This is a genomic window from Nocardia sp. NPDC004582 (assembly GCF_053602115.1).
The window spans coordinates 12,807-36,483 of the sequence record NZ_JBSGCY010000010.1; the positions used below are offsets into that span (position 1 = coordinate 12,807).

Here is a 23,677-nt window from a genome sequence, read left to right on the forward strand (position 1 = left end):
TATTCCTGAATAGGCCGCGCGGGGTCAGATGCCCGCCGCGCGCACCAGACTGTCCGCCAGCCGCGGCGACACCGTCGACAGCAGGCGCAAGGCCGCGGCGTAGGTGGGATACAGCTCGACCGGACGATCGCGCACCGCGGTCAGCACCCAGCCGGCGGCCTGCTCGGGCGTCAGCGCGGCCTGGGTGTCGTAGTCACTGGTCGGGCTGATCATCGGGGTGCGCACGAGCGGGAATCCGATTGTGGTGACCGCGATTCCGGTGTCATGACACTCCGCGCCGAGACTGCGCCCGAACGCGGCCAGGGCGGCCTTCGACGCGTGGTAGGCGCTGAACTTGGGCATGACGCCGGCGGTGGTGCCCCAGGTGCCGATATTGATGATGTGGCCGTTGTCTGCCGCCCGCAGTGCGGGCAACAGGGCCAGGGTGAGTCGGACCGGCCCGAAGTAGTTCACGGCCATGGTGCGTTCGTAGTCGTGGGCCCGGTCGGTGGCGTCGAAGGCATTGCGGCGGATGGACCGCCCGGCATTGTTGACCACGATGTCGGGAGTGCCGAAATGCTCGAGCACGGTGGTGGCCAGATCGCTGACCTGTTCGGGGTCGGTGAGGTCGCAGGGCATCGGGTGGGCGACGCCGCCGTCGGCGGTAATGGCCCCGCAGGTCTGCTCGAGGCGTTCGCGGTCGCGGGCCACCGCGAGGATCCGCGCGCCCCGGCCGGCCAGCAGATGCGCGGTCGCTTCGCCGATGCCGGAGGACGCGCCGGTGAGAATCACGGTGTGGCCGTGCAGATCCGGCGCCCCGGAGGTCGCGCCGACGATCGATCGGAGCGAGGGCGTCGGCTGAAGCAGCGCGGAGGCCAGGTAGTTCTTCATAGCGGTACCCGTCGTCGGTGGCTCGGTCGGCGGATGCGGGTAGCTGGATCTTGACCCACACGAATTGACTAATCGGTAAATTACGACGGGGGCAGTTCGCTGTCAATCGGCGGCGGCCACGGGCCGGCACGCGGGTTCGGCGCATGGCCGCCGATGAAACCGCTAGTTCGACTCGATGACCTCACGGACCCGCTTCGCGAACGCGTCGGGCTGTTCCATGAACCCGGCGTGGCCGCCCGGGAAGAAGGTCGGCTCGATGCCCAGCTCGGCACCCAGGGCGCGCGAGGTGAGGTCGCAGAACTTGCCCGCGGAGTCGTCGCCGATGCCGATCACGACCCTGGTCGGGGTGGCCCGCAGCGCGTCGAGGGAGGGCTGCCAGCCGGAGGTGGTGTGCAGTTCGTGGCGGTAGAAGAAGTCGTCGGAGGCGATCGACCGCGGATCCCGCTCGCCACCGAACATCTGCCGCAGCATCTCCTCCGGCATGAACAGCCCGGTCATCTCACCGAATTTGCGGAACGCGCCGATGATGTCACCGGTGTTGTAGACCGCCGCGATCTCGTCGGTCTTCGCCTTCAGTTCGGCACGGTTGTCGAGCAGTTCGCGCAGCGGCGGTTCGTGCGCGATGAGCGTGGACACCAGCTCGGGCCGATCGATGGCGAGCGCCAGGCCGGTGATCGCGCCGCCGCTGGAGCCGAGCACCACGGCCGCACCCTGGCCGATGTGGGTGATCACGCGGGCCAGGTCGTCGGCGCGCAGTTCCGGCGTCGAATCCTTGTCGGTGTCGGTGAGGGTGCTGCGGCCGTGACCCCGTGGGTCGGGACACAGCACGGTGTGATCCGAGGCCAGCAGCTCGGCCAGCGCGCCGAAGGGACCGGAATCCATCGGGGCGCCGACCAGCGCGATCAGCGGGCCGCTGCCGCGGACTTCGTAGTAGATGGTGCCATCGGGCACCGCGACGGTTCCGGAGGTGACGGGTGCGGTCGAGGTCATGGGTCGCTCCAAGTGGCTCAGTACGTGGACACCTGAATTGACGGTACGGCCACGCCGAATTCATCGGCGCGAGAACGGAACAGCCTCAGCCGGCCTGCTGCCGGGATTCGGGCAGCGCGCACGCCACGCCCTCGGCCGCGCCGAGCGGGCGCACGCCCAGCGCCTGGTTCAGCCGCGCCCGCTGGTTCTCCCACGCGATGGCGACGGTCAGTTCGGTCAACTGGGACTTGTTCATCCGGCTCAGCAGCTGGGCCCGCAGCTCCTCGAGGTCCAGCGAGGTCGGCGTGACGGTCATGGCCTCGGCGTAAGCGAGCACCAGCTTCTCGGTGTCGCTGTAGGCGTCGCTGTCCCGATACTTCGGCAGGTCGGTGACCTGCGCTTCGGTCAGCCCGCCGAAGTGCGCCAGCGTGGATCCGATATCGAGACAGAACTGGCAGTTGACCAGTGCCGCGGTCTTGAGTTCGGCCAGCTCCTTGAGCTTCGGGTCGAGTTTGTTGGAGAACAGCAGCATCGTCTCGTGGAGCATGGTGCTGATCAGTAGCTGCGGGCGCCGCATGAGCCAGCCGAACAGATCCGTCTGATTCTTGCGGGCCCGGCTGATCGCCTTGACGTAGTCGATGATTCGGGCAATTGCGCGCATGATGCCTCCCCATGGCGTTTCGCGGGATCTTCCCTGTTCATCAGCCTAGGCCGAACCTGCGACGCCTTGTAGTAGCAATTCGTGCCCGATTTCGGTGATCTACGTCTACCCCGCCTCCGTCCCCACCCGCTTCGGGACGCTCCTCGCGTATCACCGGTCATAGCAGTCGATTTCGCGGGACCGGCCGGTCAGCGTGCGCACCCTGAGCGAAGTGGTTGGATGAGCCGGCCCGGATGTCGACGACATGCCGTATGCGGGGCCGATGTACCCGGACTTCGATGTATCCGTGGCCGAGGTGGCAGGATTCGTCCCGGTGCGAGACGGCGAATCCCTTCCGATGTTTTCCGCCGCGGGTGCCAGGTCTTGTGAGAAGGTGTCGTTTCACTCATGAATCCGGTGGGCTGTCACCGGTTACCGTGTGGAAGGAATCCGGATGGAGGAGGGCTTGGTGGAGGCGACGTTCGACGTGGCGGGGCTGGTGGGGCATCACTACCGCCTGGACGACTACTACGAGGTCGGCCGGGAGAAGATCCGCGAGTACGCGCGAGCCGTCCAGGACTTCCACCCCGCACACTGGAGTGAGGACGCCGCCGGGGAACTCGGATACGCCGGGCTGATCGCGCCGACCACCTTCATCTCCACCGCGGCGATGCTGGCCAATCGCAAGCTGCTGCAGACCGTGCTCGAGGGCTACGACGTGATCGTGCAGACCGACCAGGTCTTCGAGATGTACAAGCCGGTGGTGACCGGCGAGCGTTTGGTCAGCGATGTCGAGCTGTCCTCGGTGCGCCGGATCGGCGGCAAGGATCTGCTCACCATCACGAACACGTTCAGCGACATGGCCGGTGACATCATGCAGGTCATGCACACCACCGTCGTGGGGCTGACCGGCGAGGACGTCAACGCCGATATCAGCGCCACGATCGACCGGGTCATGATGAGCGGACTCGAGTCCACGCCCACCGCCGGCGCCGACACGGCCCGGGTGCCCGAGCCCGGCGACGCCGCGCGCTACTCGTCGGTGTCCCGTGCGCGAACCCCGTTCACGTCAGTGCGATTCGAGGACCTGGCAGTCGGTGACGAGCTCCCCGCTCGGACCGTGACCCTGACCCGCGGCGACCTGGTCAACTACGCCGGGGTCTCCGGTGATGTGAATCCGATCCACTGGCATGCCGAGATCGCCACGCTCGCGGGCCTTCCGGACGTGATCGCGCACGGCATGCTCACGATGGGCCTGGGCGCGGGATTCGTGACCGGCTGGCTCGGCGACCCGGGCGCCATGCTCCGCTACGGCGTCCGGCTGTCGAACTACACCGTGATCGAATCCGCCACGGCGGGCGTCGTCGAATTCACCGGCCGCATCAAATCGCTCGACCCCGAGACCCGGACGGCCGTGGTCGTCATCGTCGCGAAGGCGGCGGGACGCAAGATCTTCGGTCTCGCCACCGCCGAGGTCCGACTCGCCTAGCCACGACGGTCCAGGTGGTGGCGGCCCGGGCCACGACACCACCCGGATCTGCTCGGCGATCGCGGCGAATCCGGTTGCATGACAACGCTTTCGCTCGCCGGGTTCGCTCGCCTGATCGCTCAGTTGCCGTGGGTGACGAACCCGGCGTCGAGCAAGGTCTTGTAGTCGGGCAGCGGCGTCGAACGGTCGACCTTCCCCTGATCCTTGGCCCAGGTTCCGAGCTCGCCGAGGGTGTCGGCGAGCTCGGGACGCAGCTGCAGGGTGTAGTCGAATTCGGGCAGGATCTTCTTGATCAGCGCCGGGCTGAGCTGGGTGGCGGCGGCCACCGCGGACACCGCGTCGTCGGAGCGCGCGGTGAGCTGGGTCCCGGCCTCACCGAGCGCGGCGAAGAAGGCGGTCAGCGCAGCCGATTTCGACGCGATGGCGGTATCGGTCGCCAGGTACAGGCTGTGCTGGTTGTAGGTGCTGCCGGTGAGCTCGACCGCGTCGTCACCCAGCGCTTCGGCCACCTGGGCCTGGTAGGGCTGGAAGATCGAGACGGCGTCGACATTGTGCTGGGTCGCCGCGGTCAGCGTCGCGGACGGCGCGACCTGCACGAGATTCGCCGAAATACCGTTGTGCGAGAGCACATTCGACGCGAAGTAGGCGGCGCTGGTGCCCAATGGCGTGCCGATCGAATGCCCGGCCAGGTTCGCGACCGAGGTGATTCCGGCGCTGCGCCGGGCGATGATTCGCGAACCCTGCCACCGCGATCCGTCCCCGACCACCCGCAGCGCGGGCGAGCGGGTCAGGGTGGCCGAGGTGGGCACGTCGGCGGCGGTGGCGATATCGAGCTGGTGGGCGGCGAGCGCCTGCAACGCCTCCACACCGGTCGAGAAATTGACGACCTTCACCTTCACATCGTGTTTGGTGAACAGTCCGGCCTGCTGGGCGACGGGAATCTGCGCCCAGGACGGGTCGACAACGAAGCCGACGGTGAGTGTCTTCGGGTCGGACTCGTCGGCGGATCCGCACGCGGTCAGCGGCAGGGCCAGCGCGAGTACGGCCAGGGCGGTGGTCAGGGGGCGGAGGAGCTTCTTCACGGCGGTTCTCTTCTTCTCGTCACATCGCGTGCTGGATACCGAGTTGGTGGTGGAGCAATCGGCGTAGTTCGCTGTAGCCGGGCTGATCGGCCAGGGCGTCCGCGGGCCGGGGCCGGGACAGTGGGTTCGTGATCTGCTCGGTGATCCGCCCGCCCGCGAGCACGCTGATGGTGTCGGACAACCGAATCGCCTCGTCGACGTCGTGGGTGACGAAGACGACGGTGCGCCGCAGCCGGGTCCACAGATCGATGAGCAGGTCCTGCATATTGAGCCGGGTCAGCGCGTCCAGCGCCGCGAACGGCTCGTCCATCAGCATGATCTCGGGTTCACCGGCGAGCATGCGCGCGATCCCGACCCGCTGACGCATCCCGCCCGACAGCTGGGCGGGCCGCTTGCGCCGCACCTCGGCGGGCAGCCCGACCAGGTCCAGCAGCTCGTCGATCCGGCTGCCGCGCAAGCGAACCGGCACCCGATGGGCGCGCAGCGCGAAGTCGATATTGCCCGCCACGCTCAGCCAGGGGAACAGCACGTCGCGCTGGAACGCGACGCCGCGCCGCGGATCGGGGGCGAGCACCGGTGTGCCATTGTCGGTGACCGTGCCCGAGGTGGGTGCGATGAGCCCGGCCAGGCAGTGCAGCAGTGTCGATTTGCCGCTGCCCGACGCGCCCACCAGCACCGTGAACGAGCCGTCCGGAACGGTCAGGTCGATCCCCCGCAGGCTGGGCTGCGCGGTATTCGGGAAGCGGACCGTCAGGTCGTGGGTGGCGATCGTCATGCCTAGCTCACCTCCCGCGCCCACCGCCGGACCGGGGCGCTGATGGCCGCGATCGCCGCGTCACCGAGCGCGCCCAGGACACCGAGCACCAGCAGGCAGAAGATCAGGCGGTCGGCCTGGGAGAACAGTTGCGCCTGATAGATCCGATACCCGAGACCCGCGGTGGTGCCGGTCATTTCGGCGACCACGATCAGCACGAACGCCATGGCCGCGCCGACCCGCACCCCGGCCACCACATCGGGCAGCGCCTCGGCGATGACGACGCGCGTCAGCGTCTGCCAGCGCCCCGCGCCGAGGCAGCGCGCGGCCTGCAGGTAGTCGGCCGGGGTTCCGGCGAAACCGGAATGGCTGTTGATCCAGACCGGAACGAACACGCCCAGGGCGATCACCAGAATCTTGCTGTTCTCGCCGATGCCGAACCAGAGAATCGCCAAGGGCACCAAACCGATCGTCGGCACCGGCGACAGCAAGCGCAGCACCGGCTGCAACAAGGCCCGGCCGGCCGCGGTGTTCGCGGTGAGGATCGCCGCGAACACGCCGGCGGCCACACCGACCAGCAGACCGAACACCGCCCGGCGCAGGCTCGCGGTGAGATCGGGGATCAGCAGACCCTCGGCCCACAGGGTGTGCCCGGCCGTCAGGATCTGCGGAACGGTCGGAAACAGCTGGCGGGGAAAGGGTTCGGCCGCGGCGACCAGGGACCAGGCCAGGACGGCCAATCCGATCCCGGCCGCGGTGCCGCCGATCGATCGCCAGGGCGGTGACCAGCGCGGGTACGTCCGTCGCGTTTCGTCCGCCACCGCGATGGTCGGCGGCGACGCGGTGCGGCCCGATGTGGTGTGCACGCTCGATGTCATGGGATTCACCTGAATTCGGCGGAGCTAGGTGGTGGGACGGACCGTCGTCCGCAGATCGACGGCGGCCAGATCGGGATGCGGCTCGAGCGGCACCCAGCCGGCGGGCACGGCCTGCGAGCGATACACCAGCGGGGTGTCGCTGAGCCGATCCACGCCGGGCACGCGCGGCTCGTGCACCTCGGGTTCACCGGCGACGCCGCGGCCTTCGTAGGGCGACACGTACTCCCACACCACGTCCCCCTGCGGGGTGACCTGGAACAGGCGGCCGTTCATGCCCTCGGTGACGAGGGTGTTGCCGTTCGGGAGCCGCTGCGCATTGCTCACGAACGAGCTGAAGAATGTCCAGGACGGCAGCCCGGAGTCCTCGGCCGTGTACTGCCACACGATCTGGCGGGTCGTCGGATCGATCTCGAGCACCCGGGATCCGGCGTAGATGCCCAGGGCCGCGGGCGGATACCCGGCGCCGCCCTGATTGTCGAAGACGAGGATATTGCCGGCGCCCGGCAGGCCGTCGGCGATGAGGTGCGGATTGTGTTGTCCGGAGATCTGATCGAGCGGCCGCGGCACCTTGTGCGCGTTGATCCGCTGATGCTGCGCGCCGGCCTCGGCCGTGAAATACGGGCCGAGTTTCCACACGATGGCGCCCGAGGTCTTGTCGATCAGTGCGATCACATTGGCCTTGCGGCTGCTGATCAGGATGTTGTCGGGCTGGAAGACGCTGTCGGGGTCCGCGCGATGCCACCGGTTGGGTCCCAGCGTCTTCGCGCTGTTGATCTCCAGGTAACCCCAGGCATCATCGGGATCACGGGCGACGGTCTCGCGCAGCGCGTCCCACCCGGTGTCGGAGAATCCGAATTCGTCGAGATGGTCACCGGCCCGCCACTCCCAGACGATCGACCCGTCGGGAGCGACCTCGTAGAGCCCCTGGTCGCCCACCACGTTCGAACCCAGCTGCGGAACCACCCGCGGAATGGTGACCAGCAGCAGCCGGTTGCCGTTGGCCAGCAGTTCCCAGTCATGGTTCTGCCGGGCGGCCCCGCCGGGAGCCTGGGTGCCCCACTCCCAGGCCCGGTCACCGTCCCAGGTCAGTTGTCCCACGGTGCCATTGGCGTAGATCCCGCCGCGCGGATCGCCGCTGGGCGCAAGCTGCACCCCGACGTCGCCCAGCCGTCCGGTCAGCGCCGGATCCAGGACGCGCGGCGGCACACCGGCGTAGGACCATTCGTGGCGCACCGCGCCGTGCATGTCGATGACCCGGGTGACGGAGTCCGCGCCGGTGAACACGATGTAGCTGTCATGGGCTGATTCCGGGTCGTAATAGGTGACACCGGTGAGTCGTACGAAGGCCATGCGTTCACTCCATCAGTCGGCTGTTAAGCGGTCGGGTCGCTGATGTAACGAATCTAATCGATTTGCGCGGGACGGAACCGGTGCGGAGACTGTAAGAATCAGAACGATTTCAAGCCTGGGCAACCAGCCCGCGAGCGACGAGAGTTGGGACCAACGTGACTGCCAAACGCGCCACCCTCGCCGATGTGGCCCGGCGAGCGGGTACCTCCACCGCCGTCGTCAGTTACGTCCTCAATGACGGGCCCCGCCCGGTCTCGGAAGCGCTGCGCGCCAAGGTGACCGCCGCGCTCGACGAACTCAACTACCGCCCCGACCGTGCCGCGCGCGCCCTGCGCCGGCCCCGCCGGTGGCGTCACCTCGGCCTGCTCGTCCCCGACGTCCGCCTCCCCCTCTTCGGCACCCTGGTCGGCCATATCGAGCTCGAGGCCCGCCATCGCGACCACCTCACCCTGATCGGCAACACCGGCTACGATCCCGAACGCGAGATCGAGTTCGCCGCGGCCTTCGTCGACTCCGGTATCGAGGGGCTGATCGTGGTCGGCGGAGCCAATGGCCCGGCCACCGCCGAATTGTGCAGGCAGGCCCGCATTCCCATCGTCTGGGTGCACAACAATCGTGACCATGTCGACGCGGGCATGGTCGGCGCGGACCATGTGCGAGCCGGGCGGCTCGCCGCGAGCCATCTCACCGAGGCCCATCGGCGCCGATCCATCGCCTTCGTCGGCGGATACACACCCGACGAGGTCGCGCACGGAGACCGCGAAACCGTCGCCCAACGATACGAGGGCTACCTCTCGGTAGTCGGAACCGATGCCGCGCAACGGATTCCCACCGATCTCACACCGGCGGGCGCCTACGCCGCCGTCCGCCGCCACCTCGCCGATCAGCCCGCTCCGGACGCCCTCGTGGTCGGCACCTACGCCCAGGCGGCCGCGACCCTGCGCGCGGTCGCCGACGCCGGACTGCGCGTCCCCGAGGACATCGCCGTGGTCGGCTACGACGCCGACGCCGCCAACACCTACGCCCCGCTCATCCTGACCACCGTGCAACAGCCGATCGACGACATCGCCCGCACCGCCCTGTCCCGCGTCCTCGACGCGGCCGGCCAGCCGAACTCCCCCGGCGCTCCCCCGTCACCGTTCGACGTCCACCTCAGCCTCGGCGAAACCTGTGGCTGCACACCGGAAGGGAAGTCATCTCCGCCCCGCGGATGAGGTGGCCCGTTCCGCGGCACCGCGCGATAGCCCTCGCATTCGAGGGACTGGGTACGGGCGGCGGAAACGAGTGACCCCGGCACGCGATGTGCGGGCCGGGGTCACTCGGGTTGCGGTGGGTCAGAGTCGAACCGGCGTCAGTACGTCGGTAGCGGCGCGGCCGTCCCGCAGGCGGGACACCTCGGCGCGGGCGAATTCGACGCGCGGGGTTTCGGCGCCGTGGTCGGTGGCGAGGGCGTCGGCCAGGTCGAAGATGGCGTCGAGGACGTAGGCGTTGCGGCGTTTGGCCGCCCGGCTGTCACCGGACTTGCGGAAGGCGCGGCGCTGCTTGGCATTTCCGCATGCGGCCTCGGCCTCGGCGGCGGTGACGAACCCGGACCTGACTTCGGGGGCCAGGATCTGGGCGAGGAAACCTCGTTCGCGGACGACGGTCACGGCGAAGACCCGGGTCGCGATGAGCAGGGCGATGATCATGATCGTGACGATGAGGCCGAGGGCGGCGGCGTTGCTCTCGGCGAAGTTCGCCATGGAATCCCACAGGCCGTGCAGGAGCATGGCGGTCAGGATCAGCAGGAGACCGCGGCCGATCCGGCGCGGTTCGGCGGGGCGGCCGAGCAGGTAGACCAGGCCGGCGCAGAACAACGCGGTGTAGAGGATGTGGCCGGTCGCGCCGGTGGCCACCCGCAGGAAGACCGTGGACAGGGAGGCGTCGACCTGGTTGGCGCCGAATTGGGAAGCGCCCGCGTTCATTCCGTACGCGATGTCCTCGATGATCTCGAAGCCCAGGCCCAGGAACGCGCCGAGGATGAAGCCGTCGAACGCGGTGCGGACCAGGCGCGGCGCGAGGGCGATCAGCAGGAGTAGGCCGAAACCCTTGGCGGTCTCCTCGGTGAACGGCGCGGCCAGGCCCGCACCCCAGTCCTGCGCCCAGGCGTGGCCGAAGACCTTGCCGTAGATGCTGATCAGCGCGTTGTTGGCATAGGAGGCCATGGACCAGGTGGCGGCGAAACCGCCCCAGGCGAAGGCGACCACGAGGATCTTCACGGGCTGGCGGGCGTAACGGTCGATGTGCTGGGTGAACCACCAGAACAACGCGCCGTAGACGGTGAAGACGACCGCGGTGACCAGGATGGCGCGACCGTAGGCGGGGTAGGTGCTCTGGATGCGGGTGGCGAACAGGACCGCGCCGGAACCGGTGAGCAGCACGTACACCCAGAACGCGAGGTTGCGTGGCTGGTAGAAGGTGAATGTCCGGCCCCAGCCGGATTCCTCGATGGCGGTGAACCGTGCTCGCGTGAGCGCGCCCGCGGAGTCGGTGGTCATTTCTGCTCCTGCGGGGTGTAGCCGATGTGCGCGATCATCTGGCCCACGTCGGTGAGGATGTCGCGTCCGGGCTGTGCGGGACCGACCGCGACGACTTGCACGCCGGTCTTGCCGAAGACGAACGCCGCCAGCACGCCATCGGTATTCGGCGCGGCGTACTTGGTGATCAGACCGGGCTCGCCGGTGCGCGCGGTGATCGCCGCCGGGTCTCCGGTCGCGGTGAACGGGCTCTTCAGCAGGGCCTCGGTGTGTTCGATCTGTGCGAGCAGCGCGGCCGGATCGCCGCTGAATTCCCCTGTGCGCACAACGAACTGGGTCCCGCCATGGGTCAGGACGGCATCGCCGGGATAGCCCTGACCGGTCGGTTCGTCCTGCTGGCGTTCGCCGCTGACCAGCGACCAGCCCCCGGCCGCGGTGAAGGTGATGCCACCGCGCAGAGCGATCACATCACCACTGACGGTGGTGTCCTGCTCCGGTATCCCCGCGTCGATCCGCGGCAGCAGGACTCCTTGCAGGAAGGCCAGTGCCAGCACGATCAGCGCCGGCAGCAAGGTGCGGCGGTCCATGCCGAGCCAGCGTCGATCCGCCGGAACCCACCGATCACCCGGGTCGAAATAGTGCTCGGAGAACGTTGTCTCGCTCTCCCTGGTGTGTGTACCCACGTCACCCTCCGATCGTGAACGCGCACACGGTAACCCGACGCCAGGGACAACTCGGGTAACGACATCTGCGACTTCGCCTGGGCGTCCGGCGCCTTGCCCTGAAACAAACCTATGTATATTAGGTTTAAACCTAATGAACTTAGGAAGGAGCGGCTCATGTCACCGCGGGTGGGCCTGAACACCGAACGCATCACGCGGGCGGCCGCCGAAATGGCCGATGCCATCGGGTTCGACAACGTCACGCTGGCCGCGATCGCCAAGCACTTCGGCGTGAAGGATCCGAGCCTCTACTCGCATGTCCGGAATCTGCAGGATCTGCGTACGCGCATCGCCTTACAGGCCGCGGTCGAGATGACCGACCGGATCGGCGTGGCGGTCGAGGGACGAGCGGGCCGCGACGCGCTGATCGCCTTCGCGAACGCCTATCGCGACTACGCCCGCGAACACCCCGGCCGCTACGACGCGACCCAGCGCAAACTCGACATCGAGGCCATCGCCGACGCCCCCGGAGCGGTCCGCAGCGTGCAACTCACCGAAGCCCTGCTCCGCAGCTACCACCTCGACGGCGCCGAACTCATCGACGCGGGCCGCCTGCTGCGCAGCACCTTCCACGGTTTCGCGACGCTCGAGACCGTCGGCGGCTTCAACCACTCCCGCGAGACCGACGGGTCCTGGGCGCGCATCCTCGACGCCCTGCATCTGCTGCTGACCCAGTGGCCGACACCGACAAAGGAGACCCCGCAATGAGATCCGAGACGCTACCGGTACCGGGCGCGACCCTCTACTACGAGGTGCGTGGCAGCGGCCCGCTCGTGCTGTTCCTGCCCGGCGGCGGGGGCGACGCGGCCTCGGTCGACCCGATCGCCGAGGTCCTCCAGGACCGATTCACGGTGGCTTCGCTGGACCAGCGCGGCTATTCGCGCAGTGCGCTCGACGGTCCGCAGCGGACACAGCGGGTCGAGGTGCAGAGCGACGATGTCCACCGGCTGCTCGGTCACCTCACCGACGAGCCCGCGCTCATCGTCGGCGGCAGCAACGGCGCGATCGTCGGACTCGATCTACTGGCCCGGCATCCGGAGCAGGTGTCGCTACTGATCGCGCACGAACCGCCGTGTTTCGCCGTCCTGCCCGACGCCGCCGCACAGCGCGCCATGATCGACGAGGTCTACACGCTGTTCCGGACCGCAGGCCCCGGCCCGGCGTCGGTGCGCTTCCTGGCGGGCATCGGCAATGCGATGAAGCCGGCCCCGATGCCCGGCGAACTGCCGCCACGCGCCGCCGAGATGTGGGCCCGACTGGCTGCCAACGGCCCGCTGATGCTCGCACACGAGCTGCGGGAATTCACCGCGTACCTCCCCGATTTCGCGGCACTGGCCCCGGTGGCCGATCGGCTGGTCATGGCCGCCGGGCGTGAGACGAAGGGCAGTCTGCCGTACCGCCCCGCCGTCGAGATCGCCCGCCGGCTGGGGATCGAGGTCACCGAGTTCCCCGGCGCCCACAATGGGATGCGCACCGAGGCCCCCGAATTCGCCGCACGACTGGCCGACATCCTGACCGCGCACCTGCGCGCCGCAGCGGCTGGGCGCTGTTAGCGTCGGCACATGATCACCGGTGCGCACACCATCCTCTACGCCGAGGACGCCGACGCGGCACGCGCCTTCTTCCGCGACGTCCTCGGCCTGGCCCATGTCGACGCGAACAACGGGTGGCTCATCTTCAAGTCGCCGCCCGCCGAACTCGCCGTGCATCCGGCCCCGGCCCCCGACAGCGGCAAGGCCGAGCTGTACCTGATGTGCGACGACCTGACCGCCACCATGACCGACCTGCGTTCCCAGGGCGTCGAATTCACCTCGGACGTCACCGATGCCGGCTGGGGTCTGCTCACCATGCTGAAGGTCCCGGGCGCGGGCGAGATCGGGCTGTATCAGCCCCGTCACGCCACCGCCTACGACCTGCCCTGACCAAGCGCGCCTACACGGTCGGTTTCCGCCACGCGGGGATCGACAGGTAGGTCGCCGCGCGCAGCAGCCATTCCACCGGGCCGTACGGGTGAGTCCGCAACCACCACGCGCTCAGCCGGATCTGAGCCAGGTAGGTGGCGACCGCGATCACGACGACCGCGACCGGCGGTACGTGATCCGCCAGGGCCAGACCGTATCCGGTGTAGACGAGCATCAGCACGACCGATTGACCGATGTAGTTGGTCGCCGCCATCCGTCCGGCCGGCGCGAGCCGGCCCACCGCGCCCGCCCACCGGTAGCGGGTAAGCCACACGATGCCCGCGGTATACCCGAGCGTCAGCAACGGATTCGCGAGTTCCTGCACCCCGTACCAGAACGACGGCAGCTCCCCGTGCAGCGTCATCAACGTCACTGTGACAGCGGAAACGGGCAGCCCCACACCGAATCCCACCGCCAGCGCGCGCGGCAGACACCGGGTCGTCCACTGCACGTCCTCGAACACGCGGCGCTTCCCGGCGGCCAAGCCGACCAAGAACATTCCCAGGGCCGGAATGCCCTGGCCGATCCAGGTGAACACCATGAACTTCGGGCCGAACTCCAGCTGGGCGCGCAGCGTGTCACCGATATCGCCGGTGAAGCCATCATGCATCCGATGCAGATCGAACACCTCACCCAGGCCGGCCAGTCCCCCATTGCCCGGCACGAATGCCAGCGACGCGAACACGAAATACAGCACCAGGCCGGTGATCAGGGCCGGGCGGGGCCGAATCCAGCGCAGCGCCACCAAGATCAGGCACAGGGCGGCGTACAGGGTGAGGATGTCGCCGATCCACAGCAACAGCAGATGCGCCAGGCCGATCAGGAACAGCGCGAGGCAGCGGCGTAACAGCCTGGGCGTGGCCGCGACGCCCGCCCGGCCGGCCGCCGCGATCTGCAATGTGAAGGAGTAGCCGAACAAGAACGCGAACAGCAGATAGAACTTGCCGAGAAAGAATCCGTCGATCACGCCGTAGACGAACCTGTCCACGATGCCGTCGAACATCGGCTGCGGATCGGGGCCCGCGCCCGGCGACGACCACAGCATGGTCGCCACCACGGTGTTGGTGACCAGAATCCCGAACAGCGCGAATCCGCGCAGACTGTCGACCACCCCGATGCGCTGACCTCGCGTCACACCGGCTACCTGGGCTTCGAGCTGTTCGGACATGCCTTCACGCTATTTCCGGCAGCGGCCCGCCACATCCACCACGACCCCGGATTCCCTATCCGACCTCCGAGGTATTGACAGCCGCGGAAGTCATCCCAGGGCAGGACCTCTGAGCAGGTCGATGAGCTTGGTTTCGGACAGTTCGCCATGTCCGGCCGCGACCAGACCCTCGAAGATCCGCTCGGCCGTGTGGCCGAGAGCCGCGGGAGTGCCGACCGCATCGGCGAGTTCGACCCCGATCCGCGTGTCCTTCAGGCGCAGGGCCGCGGTGAAGGCGATATCGCGGTCGTGCACGCCGCCGATCATCTCCGCGCACATGCGGATCACCGTCGGGCCGGCCGCACCGCCGCGCGAGAGGGTGTCGGCCACGAGCCCCAAGTCCAGACCCGCGAGTTCCGCGGTGCGCAGGGCCTCGGCGGTGGCGGCGATCTGAATGGAACCCAACAGGTTCTGGATCACCTTGTAGCTCGTGCCCGAACCGATCTCACCGAAATGCACGATGTCGGTGCACAACGGTTGGAGCAGCGGCCGCGCCGCATCGAGGTGGGCAGCGGGTGCGCCCACGAACAGGGTCAGTCGCCCCGCGGCCGCGGCGTCGGGCAGCCCGGTCACCGGGGAGTCCAGATACCGAAGACCGTGGGCGGCGGCGTGTTTCGCCAGCTCCAGCACCCAGGGCCGGGAGATGGTCGAGAACTCCACGGCGAACGCGCCCGGCGCGTACTCCCCCGCCAATGCGCCCTCCGCCCCCAACCAGGCCGCCCGCGACGCCTCGTCATCGGCGACCATGGCGAAGATCGCGTCGGCGTTCCGTGCCGCTTCCCGGGGCGTGGCCGCGAATGTCGCTCCCCGCGAAACGAGTTGGTCGGCCTTGGCCGCGGTCCGGTTGTACACCACCACCTCGTGCCCAGCGGCGACCATCCGCCCCGCCATCCCCGCACCCATCCGACCCAACCCCAGAAACGCGATCCTCGCCACGAGCCGAACCCTACCGGCCCCCGGGACCGCGCGAGCCGCCGCGGACTAGTGCCCGACCGGTTCCCAGCCGCGCTTGGGGTTCGTCTCACCCGGAGTGCGGACGTCGCGGCTGCGGTAGACGACGTAGGGGCGGGTCAGGTAGCCGACGGGGGCGGAGAAGACGTGCACCAGGCGGCTGAACGGCCAGAACGCGAACAGGACGCAGGCGGCCAGGGCGTGCAGCTGGAAACCGATGGGCGCGTTGACCATCAGGTCCGGTTCGGGCTGGAAGTAGAAGATGGACCGGAACCAGGGGGCGATGTCCTCGCGGTAGTTGTGCGGGTGGCCGGTCAGGTTGCCGTACAGCGTCGCGCCGAGGCCGAGCGCCAGGGTCAGGCCCAGCAGCACGTACATGATCTTGTCGTTGCGAGTGGTGGCCGAGAAGACCGGGCCCACCGTGCGGCGGCGATAGATCAGAATCAGCAGACCGACGACCGCCGCGACGCCCGCGATCGTGCCGAGGCTGAACGAGGCGGCGTGATAGACGCTTTCGCTGATCCCGACCGCCTCGGTCCACGATTCCGGGATCACCAGGCCGATCACGTGCCCGAGGAACACGAACACGATGCCGTAGTGGAACAGCGGCGAACCCAGTCGCAGCAACCGATTCTCGTAGAGCTGCGAGGAACGCGTGGTCCAGCCGAACTTGTCGTAGCGATACCGCCAGATCAGCCCGACGACGCACATCCCCAGGGCCGCGTACGGGACCGCGACCCACAGCAGATAGTCCTTGGCGGTGAGCGTCAATGTCGGCCTCCGATGAATTCGGGCATGTAGGTGGGCGGTGCGAACGGTTCCAGGCCGACGTCCTCGCCCGGAGGCCCGGCGGCGATGAGCTTGGCGACGGCCTCGCGCTCGGAGCCCCGCAGGACCGGCAAGGTCGCCGAGACCGATTCCAGGACACCGGTCCACGGTGACGCGAACTCCCGCAACGCCATGCGCATGACCTCGATGCCGGCGCGGTGCTCGACCAGCAGCCGCTCCCCGGGAACCGGATGCGCCGAAGCGAATTCGAGCACGACCGCCAGATGATCGGACAGTTCGTCGTCACCGAGCACCAGCCCGGCGGCCTGATAGACCTGCTTGAACCGCAGCAGCGCCATCCCGCGTTTGCGGGTGTCGCCGTAGAGGAACCAGGTCAGGTACGGGCTGAACCGTTTGCGGTGGTCGAAGGTGTCGACGTAGGCGGTCGCCACGGCGAGTGGTCGCGAGGTCTCCAGATAGGACAGCACCCGCTGCAAGGATGCGCCGACTGCTTCGGGCAGCGCCGAGACCGCGCGCGCCAGCAAGGGCAGCGAATCCAGCAGCGCCTCATCGGGATAGCCGAGCAGCAGTGATTGCACCTGCCAGGCGGCGGCCCGCTCGGAGTCGCCGACCGCGGGCCGCACGGACCTGCGCCTCATTTGCGATGCCTCCCCCGCGGCTGGGGCATGAGCCCGTCCGGGTGTCCGCGGCCGTCCCAGTTGAGCAGATTGACCCGGCCCGAACCCGCGATCGCGACCGAGCTGTCGGCGGTCTGACGCTCCTGCAGCATGCGGAAGTTCTCCACCGCCACCGGGGTCAATGTCCCGGAACTCTCACCGAAGGGGCCGGTCATCCCCGGCCCGCCGTCGTAGTCGAGGCTGCATTCGGTGGCGAGTTCTTCCAGCCCGTGCGCTTGTTCGGCGTGCGCGGCCGGAATCACGTACCGGTCGTCGTATTTGGCGATGGCCAGCAGCCGGTACATCTCGTAGATCTCCTTCTCGGTCATACCGACCTTGGTGGCGATCTCGGGACGGGTCTCACGGCCCAGGTTCACATCGCGCATGTAGCTGCGCATGGCGGCCAGCTTGCGCAGCACGCCATCGACGACCTCGGCGTCGCCGGCGGCGAACAGTTCGGCCAGGTACTCCACCGGAATCCGCAGGGCCTCGATGGCGGCGAAGAGATTGCCGTGATCCTCGGCATCGTTGCCGGTGTCGCGCAAGGCGTCCACCACCGGCGACAGCGGCGGGATGTACCAGACCATCGGCACGGTCCGATATTCCGGATGCAGCGGCAACGCGACCCGATAGGTGCGGATCAGCGCGTACACGGGTGAGTTCTGCGCGGCCTGCACCCAGTCCCGTGGAATCCCCTCGCGTTCGCAGGCCGCGATCACCTCCGGATCGAACGGGTCCAGGAACGCGTCCCGTTGCGCCGCATACAGATCCTTCTCGTCCGGCGTCGCCGCCACCTGGGCCACGGTGTCGGCGTCGTAGAGCATGACCCCGATGTAGCGCAGCCGCCCGACACAGGTTTCCGCGCACACCGTCGGCAGCCCGACCTCCACCCGAGGGAAGCAGAACGTGCACTTCTCGGCCTTGCCGGTGCGGTGGTTGAAGAACACCTTCTTGTACGGGCAGCCCGACACGCACATGCGCCAGCCGCGGCACCGGTCCTGATCGACCAGCACGATGCCGTCCTCGGCCCGCTTGTAGATCGCGCCGGACGGACACGAGGCGGCGCACGCGGGATTGAGGCAGTGCTCGCAGATGCGCGGCAGATAGAACATGAAGGTGCGCTCGAACTCGAACCTCACCTTGTCGCCGAGCTGCCGGGCGATGGGGTCCTGGGCGGCCAGTTCCGGTGCGCCGCCGAGGTTGTCGTCCCAATTGGCCGACCAGGTGATGGCGGTGTCCTTGCCCGTGATCAGCGACTTGGGCCGGGCGACCGGCGTGTGCTGCTGGACGGGCGCGGTGGTCAGCGTCTCGTAGTCGTAGGTCCAGGGCTCGTAGTAGTCCTTCAGCTCCGGCAGGATCGGATTGTCGAAGATGGTGAACAGCTTGCGCATGCGCCCGCCGCCACGCAGTCGCAACCGGCCCTTGCGGTCCAGCGTCCACCCGCCGCGCCACTTGTCCTGATCCTCATAGGTGCGCGGATATCCCTGTCCGGGACGGGTTTCGACATTGTTGAACCACACGTACTCCACCCCGGCCCGATTGGTCCAGGTCTGCTTGCAGGTGACCGAGCAGGTATGACAGCCGATGCACTTGTCGAGATTCATCACCATCGCCAGCTGCGCCATGGGCTTCATCGGTAACGAACCTCCTGGTCGGTGCGGCGGCGGATGACCGTCACCTCGTCACGCTGATTGCCGGTGGGGCCGAGATAGTTGAAGGCGAACGACAATTGGGCGTAGCCGCCGATCAGGTGGGTGGGCTTGATCAGCAGCCGGGTCAGCGAGTTGTGGATGCCGCCGCGCTTGCCTGAGCTCTCGGCCAGCGGCACATCGATCAGCCGGTCCTGGGCGTGGTTCATGTAGACCGTGCCCTCGGGCATGCGGTGGGTGATGATGGCGCGGGCCGCGACCACACCGTTGCGGTTGACCGCCTCGATCCAATCATTGTCGCGGATACCGAGTTTCGCGGCGTCGACATTCGACATCCAGATGCCGGGGCCGCCGCGCGAGAGGCTGAGCATGAACAGGTTGTCCTGGTACTCGGAGTGAATCGACCACTTCGAGTGCGGGGTCAGGTAGCGCAAGGTCAGCCCCGCCTCGCCCTGTTCGCCCAGCGGTGGTTCGGAGAACAGGGCGGTCATGTTCAGCGGTGGCCGGTAGACCGGCAGCTGCTCGCCGACCTCCTCCATCCAGTCGTGGTCGAGGAAGAAGTGCTGGCGTCCGGTGAGGGTGTGCCACGGCTTGTTCCGCTCGACATTGACCGTGAACGGCGAATAGCGCCGGCCGCCGGTCTCCGAGCCCGACCACTCCGGGGAGGTGATCACCGGCACCGGCGCGACCTGGGTGTCGGCGAAGGTGATCCGCTTGCCCTCGTGCTCGGCGGCCAGATCGGCCAGCCGGGTGCCGGTGCGCTGCTCCAGGGTCTTGAATCCCTGGGTCGCCAGATGACCGTTGGTGGTGCCCGACAGCGCCAGAATCGCCTCGCACGCATCGATATCGCGCTTCAGCGACGGCCGCCCGGCGGCCGGACCGTCCCGCACCACACCGTTCTTACGGGCCAGGTACGCGACCTCGCGCTCGACGTCGAAGGTGATGCCCTTGGTGGTCGCCCCCAGCTTGTCCAGCAGTGGGCCGACGGCCTGCATCTTGGCGAACACCGCGCCGTAGTCGCGCTCCACGACGGTGAGACGCGGCATGGTGACGCCCGGAATCGGTTCGCACTCACCGGCTTTCCAGTCGCGCACGATGCCGCGGGCATTGGCCATCTCGTCCGGGGTGTCGTGCAACAGCGGGGTGGCGACCAGATCCTTGCGCACGCCCAGATGCCGCCCGGCCAGCTTGCTGAACTCCTCGCCGATGGTCATGAACGCGTCCCAGTCGGTGCGCGTCTGCCACGGCGGCGCGATGGCCGGACTGAACGAGTGCACGAACGGGTGCATATCCGTCGAGGACAGGTCGTGCTTCTCGTACCAGGTGGCCGCCGGCAGCACCACATCGGAGAACAGGGTGGTGCTGGTCATCCGGAAGTCCAGGGTGAGCAGCAGATCCAGCTTCCCGACCGGGGCCTGCTCGCGCCACACCACATCGGTGGGCCGGTTCTCCGGCGGGGCCTGCTCGGCGCGCAGCGAATTGTCCGCGCCGAGCAGATGCGCGAGGAAGTACTCGTTGCCCTTGGCCGAGGAGCCCAGCAGATTCGAGCGCCAGATGGTGAGCAGCCGCGGGAAGTTGGCGGGGTTGTCGGGATCCTCGCCCGCGAAGCCGAGCCGACCCGACTTCAGTTGCGCCACCACATGATCCGCGGGCGTGACACCGGCCGCCTCGGCCTCGTCGACGAGGTCGAGCGGGTTGCGGTCGAAGGTGGGGAACGACGGCATCCAACCCATGCGCGCGGTCTTGGCGAGCAGATCGGCGGTGGTCTTCCCGGCGAAATGACCGACCCCGTCGGTGGTGGTCAGCTGGTCCGCGGTGAACGGGTCATAGCGGAACTGGTCGGTGTGCAGGTACCAGTAGGCGGTCTGGATCATCTGGCGCGGCGGGCGCGCCCAATCCAGCGCGTTGGCCACCTGCGCCCACCCGGTCACCGGGCGGCATTTCTCCTGGCCGACGTAATGCGCCCAGCCGCCGCCGTTCACGCCCTGGCACCCGGTCAGCGTGGTCAGGGCCAGGAAGGCGCGGTACATGGTGTCGGAGTGGAACCAGTGGTTGGTGCCCGCGCCCAGCAGGATCATCGACCGGCCGCGCGATTCCTCGGCATTGGCGGCGAATTCGCGTCCGATGCGGGCGGCCTGCTCGGCCGGGACGCCGGTGATGATCTCCTGCCAGGCCGGGGTGCCCGGCTGCGCGGCGTCGTCGTAGCCGGTGGGCCACTTCCCCGGCAGGCCCGGGCGTTCCACGCCGTAGCGGGCCAGCAGCAGATCCATGACGGTGGTGACCAGATGACCGCCGATGGTGCGGGCGGGCACGCCGCGCTGCAGCTCGCCGGCGCCGCCGTCACCGGTGTCGAAGCGCGGCAAGGTGACCGCGACCGCGCTCTGGCCGTCCACCGAGAGCAGCGGTTCGATGCCGCCCAGCTCCAGATTCCACTTCCCGGCACCCTCGTCGCCGTAACGGAAGCCGAGAGAACCGTTGGGCACCACCGGTTTTCCGCTCTGATCCAGCAGCACCGTCTTGAACGCGGCATTGGCGTCGCTGGAGTACTCGGGCAGGTCGGCGGCGGTGAGGAACTTGCCCGGCCGGAAGCCGTCGCCCGACTTCTCCAAGCGCACCAGGAAAGGCAGATCGGTGTATTTGCGCGCGTACTCCTCGAAGTACGGCACCTGGCGGTCGACGAAGAACTCGCGCAGGATCACGTGCCCCATCGCCATGGCCAGCGCGCCATCGGTACCCGGATGCGGGGCGAGCCACTCGTCGGCGAACTTCACGTTATCGGCGTAGTCGGGGGCGATCGAGACGACCTTCTGACCGCGGTAGCGCGCCTCCGCCATCCAATGCGCGTCCGGGGTACGGGTCACCGGGACATTGGAGCCCCACATGACGAGATAGCCCGCGTCCCACCAGTCTCCGGACTCGGGGACGTCGGTCTGGTCGCCGAACACCTGCGGAGAGGCCACCGGCAGGTCGGCGTAGAAGTCGTAGAACGACAGCATGCAGCCGCCGACCAGGGAGATGAAGCGCGATCCGGCGGCGAACGACGCCATGGACATGGCCGGGATCGGCGAGAATCCGGCGATCCGGTCGGGGCCGTACGCCTTCACCGTGTGCACATGCGCCGCGGCGACGAGTTCGACCGCCTCCTCCCAGGTCGCCCGCACCAGTCCGCCGCGGCCGCGCACGCTCTTGTAGCGCCTGGCCAGTTCCGGATCGGAGACGATCGACTCCCACGCCAGCACCGGATCTCCGGTGCGCGCCTTGGCTTCCCGGTACAGCTCGAGCAGCACACCGCGCACGTACGGGTAGCGCACACGGGTCGGCGAGTAGGTGTACCAGCTGAAGGCGGCGCCGCGCGGGCAGCCGCGCGGTTCGTACTCGGGGCGGTCCGGGCCGGTGCTGGGGTAGTCGGTGGCCTGGGTCTCCCAGGTGATGATGCCGTCCTTGACGTAGACCTTCCACGAGCACGAGCCGGTGCAGTTGACGCCGTGGGTGGAGCGCACCACCTTGTCGTGGGACCAGCGGTCGCGATAGAAGTCGTCGGCCTGCCGTCCGCCGCGCAGGAATTCGCTGCGTCCGTCGGGCGAGATGTCGGCGCGGGTGAAGAATCGGCGCGATCGGATCAGCGCCTCGGTGAGTTCGCTGTCGACCACACCGCTGCCGTCGCTTCGCGCCATCTGCCCCTGCCTCTCACCGTGACGCGGCGGCACCCGTCGCGCGTTCCACTTCCCGAGCACACGAACAGTCCGAACCTACCGGCAAATTTCGGGCAATCGACGAATTTCGCAGGCGTCAGTTATCCGAGAGAAATACGTCGGTCGAGCGCAGGATTTGTCAGAAGGACTCGACGGTCACGGGCTGCACCCGCAGGCCGACCGCGATCTCCGACAAGCCGAGCGCGACGGTCAGCAGTCCCACCGTGATCGACAGCGGCGGCAGCGCCGTGAACGGCGCGACCGCGACACCCATGCCCGCGGCCACCGTCGCCAGCCCGATCAGCTCCAGCCCGGCCGCCCCCTCGTACTGCTCCGACCACACCCCGACGATCGCCTGCACGATTCCCCGCAGCACCCAGCCGATCCCGATCCACAAGGACAGCAAGGCAACCCACTCGCCGCCGTCGAGAGTCCACAGCGCCAGCACCAGGGCGACCACCGCACTCAGCACCTCGAGCCATTTCAGGGCGGTGTGGATGCGAGCGCCGAACGCCATCACCAATTGGAAGGCCGCCGAGGCCAGCAGCACCAGCCCGAAGAGGATCCCCGCCACCTGCCACGATTTGTCCGGCCAGACCGCCAGGACCACCCCCAACACGGCCGAGCAGCCGCCGGTCACCACCAGCGACTGCCAAGCCCAATCGGCGAAAACCTCGCTCCGCCCCACGATCCGGTTGGTGGGCACCTATTCATGATATGACCGGTTTGCCCAGGTAATTGGACGTTTGCGTGACCGCTCGGCGAGTCGGGGCCGTTCCAAGGTCAGGGAGCGCTCAGGAAAACCCCGCGCGGCGTAGTGCCGTCCGGGGCCGACCACGGCGCGTCCAGATGACTGCGATCGCGGCCCGGCGCTCCGCCCGTGGCGAGCCGCCGGTGCACCCGGATCAGCTCCGCGCCCGCATTGGTGGAACGGTCGGAATCGAAGGCGATATCGGTGTGGGCGTCGGTGTCGATCACCGTGGGCCGGAATCCCGGTGCGGGCGAGAGGATATCGCCGGGCACCACGTGCACCGTCAGATCCGGGGTGTCACTGGTGTTCTGGTCCTGCGCGGCGGCCTTACCGGTCAGCAGCAGGGCGGCCTGCTCGATGAAGACCGGGTCGTGCGGGGCGTCGTAGAGCCAGCGCAGGCCCAGCACACCGTGCTCGGAGGTGCCGATCAGCGCGTGGTCCAGACCCTCGACGCGGGCGCCGCGGTAGGTCATCGGCACCAGATACGCCACCGGCACGGGCCCCGCCAGGTCGGTGACGACCATGAGCTCGATGCCGACCTCGCCATCGGGGTCGTCGAGCCGGAATCCGCCCGACTTGACCAGCGCGGGCGTCCCGGCCCCGGCATGCCAGTGTCGGGTCGGTAGCCACGCCGTCAGCAATTCCAGCTTGGCGGGCTGCATGGTCGTCTTGTGGATCTCGGCCATACATCCATCCTGCCAGAGTTCGGTCGAATCGCGGCCGAACCCCTTGCGGTGGACCATTATTCGCC

22 protein-coding genes are annotated in these 23,677 nt (G+C 68.3%); 5 read left to right on the forward strand and 17 right to left on the reverse strand.

Annotated features, from left to right (window positions below; all coding sequences use genetic code 11):
- Positions 1-24 precede the first annotated feature (24 nt).
- From ACWELJ_RS05195 to ACWELJ_RS05205, 3 genes are all read right to left on the reverse strand, one after another.
- Positions 25-870, reverse strand: coding sequence for an SDR family NAD(P)-dependent oxidoreductase (locus ACWELJ_RS05195; protein ID WP_452364907.1), 846 nt, complete (start codon positions 868-870; stop codon positions 25-27).
- A gap of 162 nt (positions 871-1,032) precedes the next feature.
- On the reverse strand, positions 1,033-1,860 hold the full coding sequence (locus tag ACWELJ_RS05200; protein WP_452364908.1) for an alpha/beta fold hydrolase: 828 nt from the start codon (positions 1,858-1,860) through the stop codon (positions 1,033-1,035).
- An 85-nt stretch (positions 1,861-1,945) separates the two neighbouring features.
- Entirely contained in the window at positions 1,946-2,500 is a 555-nt protein-coding gene (locus ACWELJ_RS05205; RefSeq protein WP_452364909.1) for a carboxymuconolactone decarboxylase family protein, read from the reverse strand.
- Between the two features lie 433 nt (positions 2,501-2,933).
- Here ACWELJ_RS05205 and ACWELJ_RS05210 point away from each other — a divergent pair, with 433 nt between their 5' ends.
- Positions 2,934-3,968, forward strand: a complete 1,035-nt coding sequence (locus tag ACWELJ_RS05210; RefSeq protein WP_452364910.1) for a fused (3R)-hydroxyacyl-ACP dehydratase subunits HadA/HadB — start codon at positions 2,934-2,936, stop codon at positions 3,966-3,968.
- 119 nt (positions 3,969-4,087) lie between these two features.
- Here ACWELJ_RS05210 and ACWELJ_RS05215 read toward each other — a convergent pair whose 3' ends face one another.
- From ACWELJ_RS05215 to ACWELJ_RS05230, 4 genes are read right to left on the reverse strand one after another with little or no spacing between them, the layout of a single operon-like run.
- Entirely contained in the window at positions 4,088-5,050 is a 963-nt protein-coding gene (locus ACWELJ_RS05215) for an ABC transporter substrate-binding protein (RefSeq protein WP_452364911.1), read from the reverse strand.
- 19 nt (positions 5,051-5,069) lie between these two features.
- Positions 5,070-5,825, reverse strand: a complete 756-nt coding sequence (locus ACWELJ_RS05220; protein WP_452364912.1) for an ABC transporter ATP-binding protein — start codon at positions 5,823-5,825, stop codon at positions 5,070-5,072.
- 2 nt (positions 5,826-5,827) lie between these two features.
- Entirely contained in the window at positions 5,828-6,682 is an 855-nt protein-coding gene (locus tag ACWELJ_RS05225; protein WP_452364913.1) for an ABC transporter permease, read from the reverse strand.
- Positions 6,683-6,706: 24 nt separating this feature from the next.
- The gene (locus ACWELJ_RS05230) at positions 6,707-8,032 is read right to left on the reverse strand and encodes an aryl-sulfate sulfotransferase (RefSeq protein WP_452364914.1); all 1,326 of its coding nucleotides are present in this window, start codon (positions 8,030-8,032) and stop codon (positions 6,707-6,709) included.
- A 155-nt stretch (positions 8,033-8,187) separates the two neighbouring features.
- Here ACWELJ_RS05230 and ACWELJ_RS05235 point away from each other — a divergent pair, with 155 nt between their 5' ends.
- A complete protein-coding gene (locus ACWELJ_RS05235) occupies positions 8,188-9,246 on the forward strand; it encodes a LacI family DNA-binding transcriptional regulator (RefSeq protein ID WP_452364915.1) in 1,059 nt (352 codons plus the stop codon).
- Positions 9,247-9,366: 120 nt separating this feature from the next.
- Here the strand turns inward: ACWELJ_RS05235 and ACWELJ_RS05240 are convergent, their stop codons facing one another.
- Both ACWELJ_RS05240 and ACWELJ_RS05245 read right to left on the reverse strand, forming a co-directional pair.
- Complete coding sequence (locus ACWELJ_RS05240; protein ID WP_452364916.1) at positions 9,367-10,569, reverse strand: PrsW family intramembrane metalloprotease; 1,203 nt, start codon at positions 10,567-10,569, stop codon at positions 9,367-9,369.
- On the reverse strand, positions 10,566-11,231 hold the full coding sequence (locus ACWELJ_RS05245) for a hypothetical protein (RefSeq protein ID WP_452364917.1): 666 nt from the start codon (positions 11,229-11,231) through the stop codon (positions 10,566-10,568). Before ACWELJ_RS05245 ends, ACWELJ_RS05240 begins: the two co-directional genes overlap by 4 nt.
- Positions 11,232-11,387: 156 nt before the next feature.
- Here ACWELJ_RS05245 and ACWELJ_RS05250 point away from each other — a divergent pair, with 156 nt between their 5' ends.
- The 3 genes from ACWELJ_RS05250 to ACWELJ_RS05260 are packed head-to-tail and all read left to right on the forward strand — an operon-like array spanning position 11,388 to position 13,192.
- Positions 11,388-11,978 carry a TetR/AcrR family transcriptional regulator gene (locus tag ACWELJ_RS05250; RefSeq protein ID WP_452364918.1) on the forward strand — a complete coding sequence of 197 codons (591 nt, stop codon included), beginning with the start codon at positions 11,388-11,390 and terminating at the stop codon, positions 11,976-11,978.
- Complete coding sequence (locus ACWELJ_RS05255; protein WP_452364919.1) at positions 11,975-12,823, forward strand: alpha/beta fold hydrolase; 849 nt, start codon at positions 11,975-11,977, stop codon at positions 12,821-12,823. Before ACWELJ_RS05250 ends, ACWELJ_RS05255 begins: the two co-directional genes overlap by 4 nt.
- Before the next feature lie 9 nt (positions 12,824-12,832).
- Positions 12,833-13,192, forward strand: coding sequence for a VOC family protein (locus tag ACWELJ_RS05260; RefSeq protein ID WP_452364920.1), 360 nt, complete (start codon positions 12,833-12,835; stop codon positions 13,190-13,192).
- A gap of 10 nt (positions 13,193-13,202) precedes the next feature.
- On the opposite strand, the gene ACWELJ_RS05265 is transcribed toward ACWELJ_RS05260, so the two are convergent.
- The 8 genes from ACWELJ_RS05265 to ACWELJ_RS05300 all read right to left on the reverse strand — a co-directional run bounded on the left by ACWELJ_RS05265 (position 13,203) and on the right by ACWELJ_RS05300 (position 23,612).
- Positions 13,203-14,399, reverse strand: a complete 1,197-nt coding sequence (locus ACWELJ_RS05265; protein WP_452364921.1) for a DUF418 domain-containing protein — start codon at positions 14,397-14,399, stop codon at positions 13,203-13,205.
- Between the two features lie 90 nt (positions 14,400-14,489).
- Positions 14,490-15,374, reverse strand: coding sequence for an NAD(P)-dependent oxidoreductase (locus ACWELJ_RS05270; protein WP_452364922.1), 885 nt, complete (start codon positions 15,372-15,374; stop codon positions 14,490-14,492).
- Positions 15,375-15,419: 45 nt separating this feature from the next.
- Positions 15,420-16,160: a respiratory nitrate reductase subunit gamma gene (gene narI, locus ACWELJ_RS05275; protein WP_452364923.1), complete on the reverse strand. Its 741-nt coding sequence runs from the start codon at positions 16,158-16,160 to the stop codon at positions 15,420-15,422.
- Positions 16,157-16,816, reverse strand: a complete 660-nt coding sequence (gene narJ / locus ACWELJ_RS05280; protein ID WP_452364924.1) for a nitrate reductase molybdenum cofactor assembly chaperone — start codon at positions 16,814-16,816, stop codon at positions 16,157-16,159. Before narJ ends, narI begins: the two co-directional genes overlap by 4 nt.
- A complete protein-coding gene (narH, locus tag ACWELJ_RS05285) occupies positions 16,813-18,468 on the reverse strand; it encodes a nitrate reductase subunit beta (protein WP_452364925.1) in 1,656 nt (551 codons plus the stop codon). The genes narJ and narH overlap by 4 nt, the downstream gene beginning before the upstream one ends.
- Positions 18,465-22,157 (reverse strand): nitrate reductase subunit alpha, encoded by a 3,693-nt coding sequence (locus tag ACWELJ_RS05290; protein WP_452364926.1) that lies wholly within the window; start codon positions 22,155-22,157, stop codon positions 18,465-18,467. The genes narH and ACWELJ_RS05290 overlap by 4 nt, the downstream gene beginning before the upstream one ends.
- Before the next feature lie 157 nt (positions 22,158-22,314).
- Positions 22,315-22,881 (reverse strand): HdeD family acid-resistance protein, encoded by a 567-nt coding sequence (locus ACWELJ_RS05295; protein ID WP_452364927.1) that lies wholly within the window; start codon positions 22,879-22,881, stop codon positions 22,315-22,317.
- Positions 22,882-22,958: 77 nt separating this feature from the next.
- Positions 22,959-23,612 carry a maltokinase N-terminal cap-like domain-containing protein gene (locus ACWELJ_RS05300; RefSeq protein WP_452364928.1) on the reverse strand — a complete coding sequence of 218 codons (654 nt, stop codon included), beginning with the start codon at positions 23,610-23,612 and terminating at the stop codon, positions 22,959-22,961.
- Positions 23,613-23,677 lie beyond the last annotated feature (65 nt).

Coding starts and splice junctions, on each gene's coding strand:
- narH (WP_452364925.1), bottom strand. CDS start 18,468: ATGAAGCCCATGGCGCAGCTGGCGATGGTGATGAATCTCGACAAGTGC.
- narJ (WP_452364924.1), bottom strand. CDS start 16,816: ATGAGGCGCAGGTCCGTGCGGCCCGCGGTCGGCGACTCCGAGCGGGCC.
- ACWELJ_RS05195 (WP_452364907.1), bottom strand. CDS start 870: ATGAAGAACTACCTGGCCTCCGCGCTGCTTCAGCCGACGCCCTCGCTC.
- ACWELJ_RS05290 (WP_452364926.1), bottom strand. CDS start 22,157: ATGGCGCGAAGCGACGGCAGCGGTGTGGTCGACAGCGAACTCACCGAG.
- ACWELJ_RS05260 (WP_452364920.1), top strand. CDS start 12,833: ATGATCACCGGTGCGCACACCATCCTCTACGCCGAGGACGCCGACGCG.
- ACWELJ_RS05250 (WP_452364918.1), top strand. CDS start 11,388: ATGTCACCGCGGGTGGGCCTGAACACCGAACGCATCACGCGGGCGGCC.
- ACWELJ_RS05210 (WP_452364910.1), top strand. CDS start 2,934: ATGGAGGAGGGCTTGGTGGAGGCGACGTTCGACGTGGCGGGGCTGGTG.
- ACWELJ_RS05300 (WP_452364928.1), bottom strand. CDS start 23,612: ATGGCCGAGATCCACAAGACGACCATGCAGCCCGCCAAGCTGGAATTG.
- ACWELJ_RS05200 (WP_452364908.1), bottom strand. CDS start 1,860: ATGACCTCGACCGCACCCGTCACCTCCGGAACCGTCGCGGTGCCCGAT.
- ACWELJ_RS05240 (WP_452364916.1), bottom strand. CDS start 10,569: ATGACCACCGACTCCGCGGGCGCGCTCACGCGAGCACGGTTCACCGCC.
- ACWELJ_RS05220 (WP_452364912.1), bottom strand. CDS start 5,825: ATGACGATCGCCACCCACGACCTGACGGTCCGCTTCCCGAATACCGCG.
- ACWELJ_RS05255 (WP_452364919.1), top strand. CDS start 11,975: ATGAGATCCGAGACGCTACCGGTACCGGGCGCGACCCTCTACTACGAG.
- ACWELJ_RS05225 (WP_452364913.1), bottom strand. CDS start 6,682: ATGACATCGAGCGTGCACACCACATCGGGCCGCACCGCGTCGCCGCCG.
- ACWELJ_RS05265 (WP_452364921.1), bottom strand. CDS start 14,399: ATGTCCGAACAGCTCGAAGCCCAGGTAGCCGGTGTGACGCGAGGTCAG.
- ACWELJ_RS05230 (WP_452364914.1), bottom strand. CDS start 8,032: ATGGCCTTCGTACGACTCACCGGTGTCACCTATTACGACCCGGAATCA.
- ACWELJ_RS05205 (WP_452364909.1), bottom strand. CDS start 2,500: ATGCGCGCAATTGCCCGAATCATCGACTACGTCAAGGCGATCAGCCGG.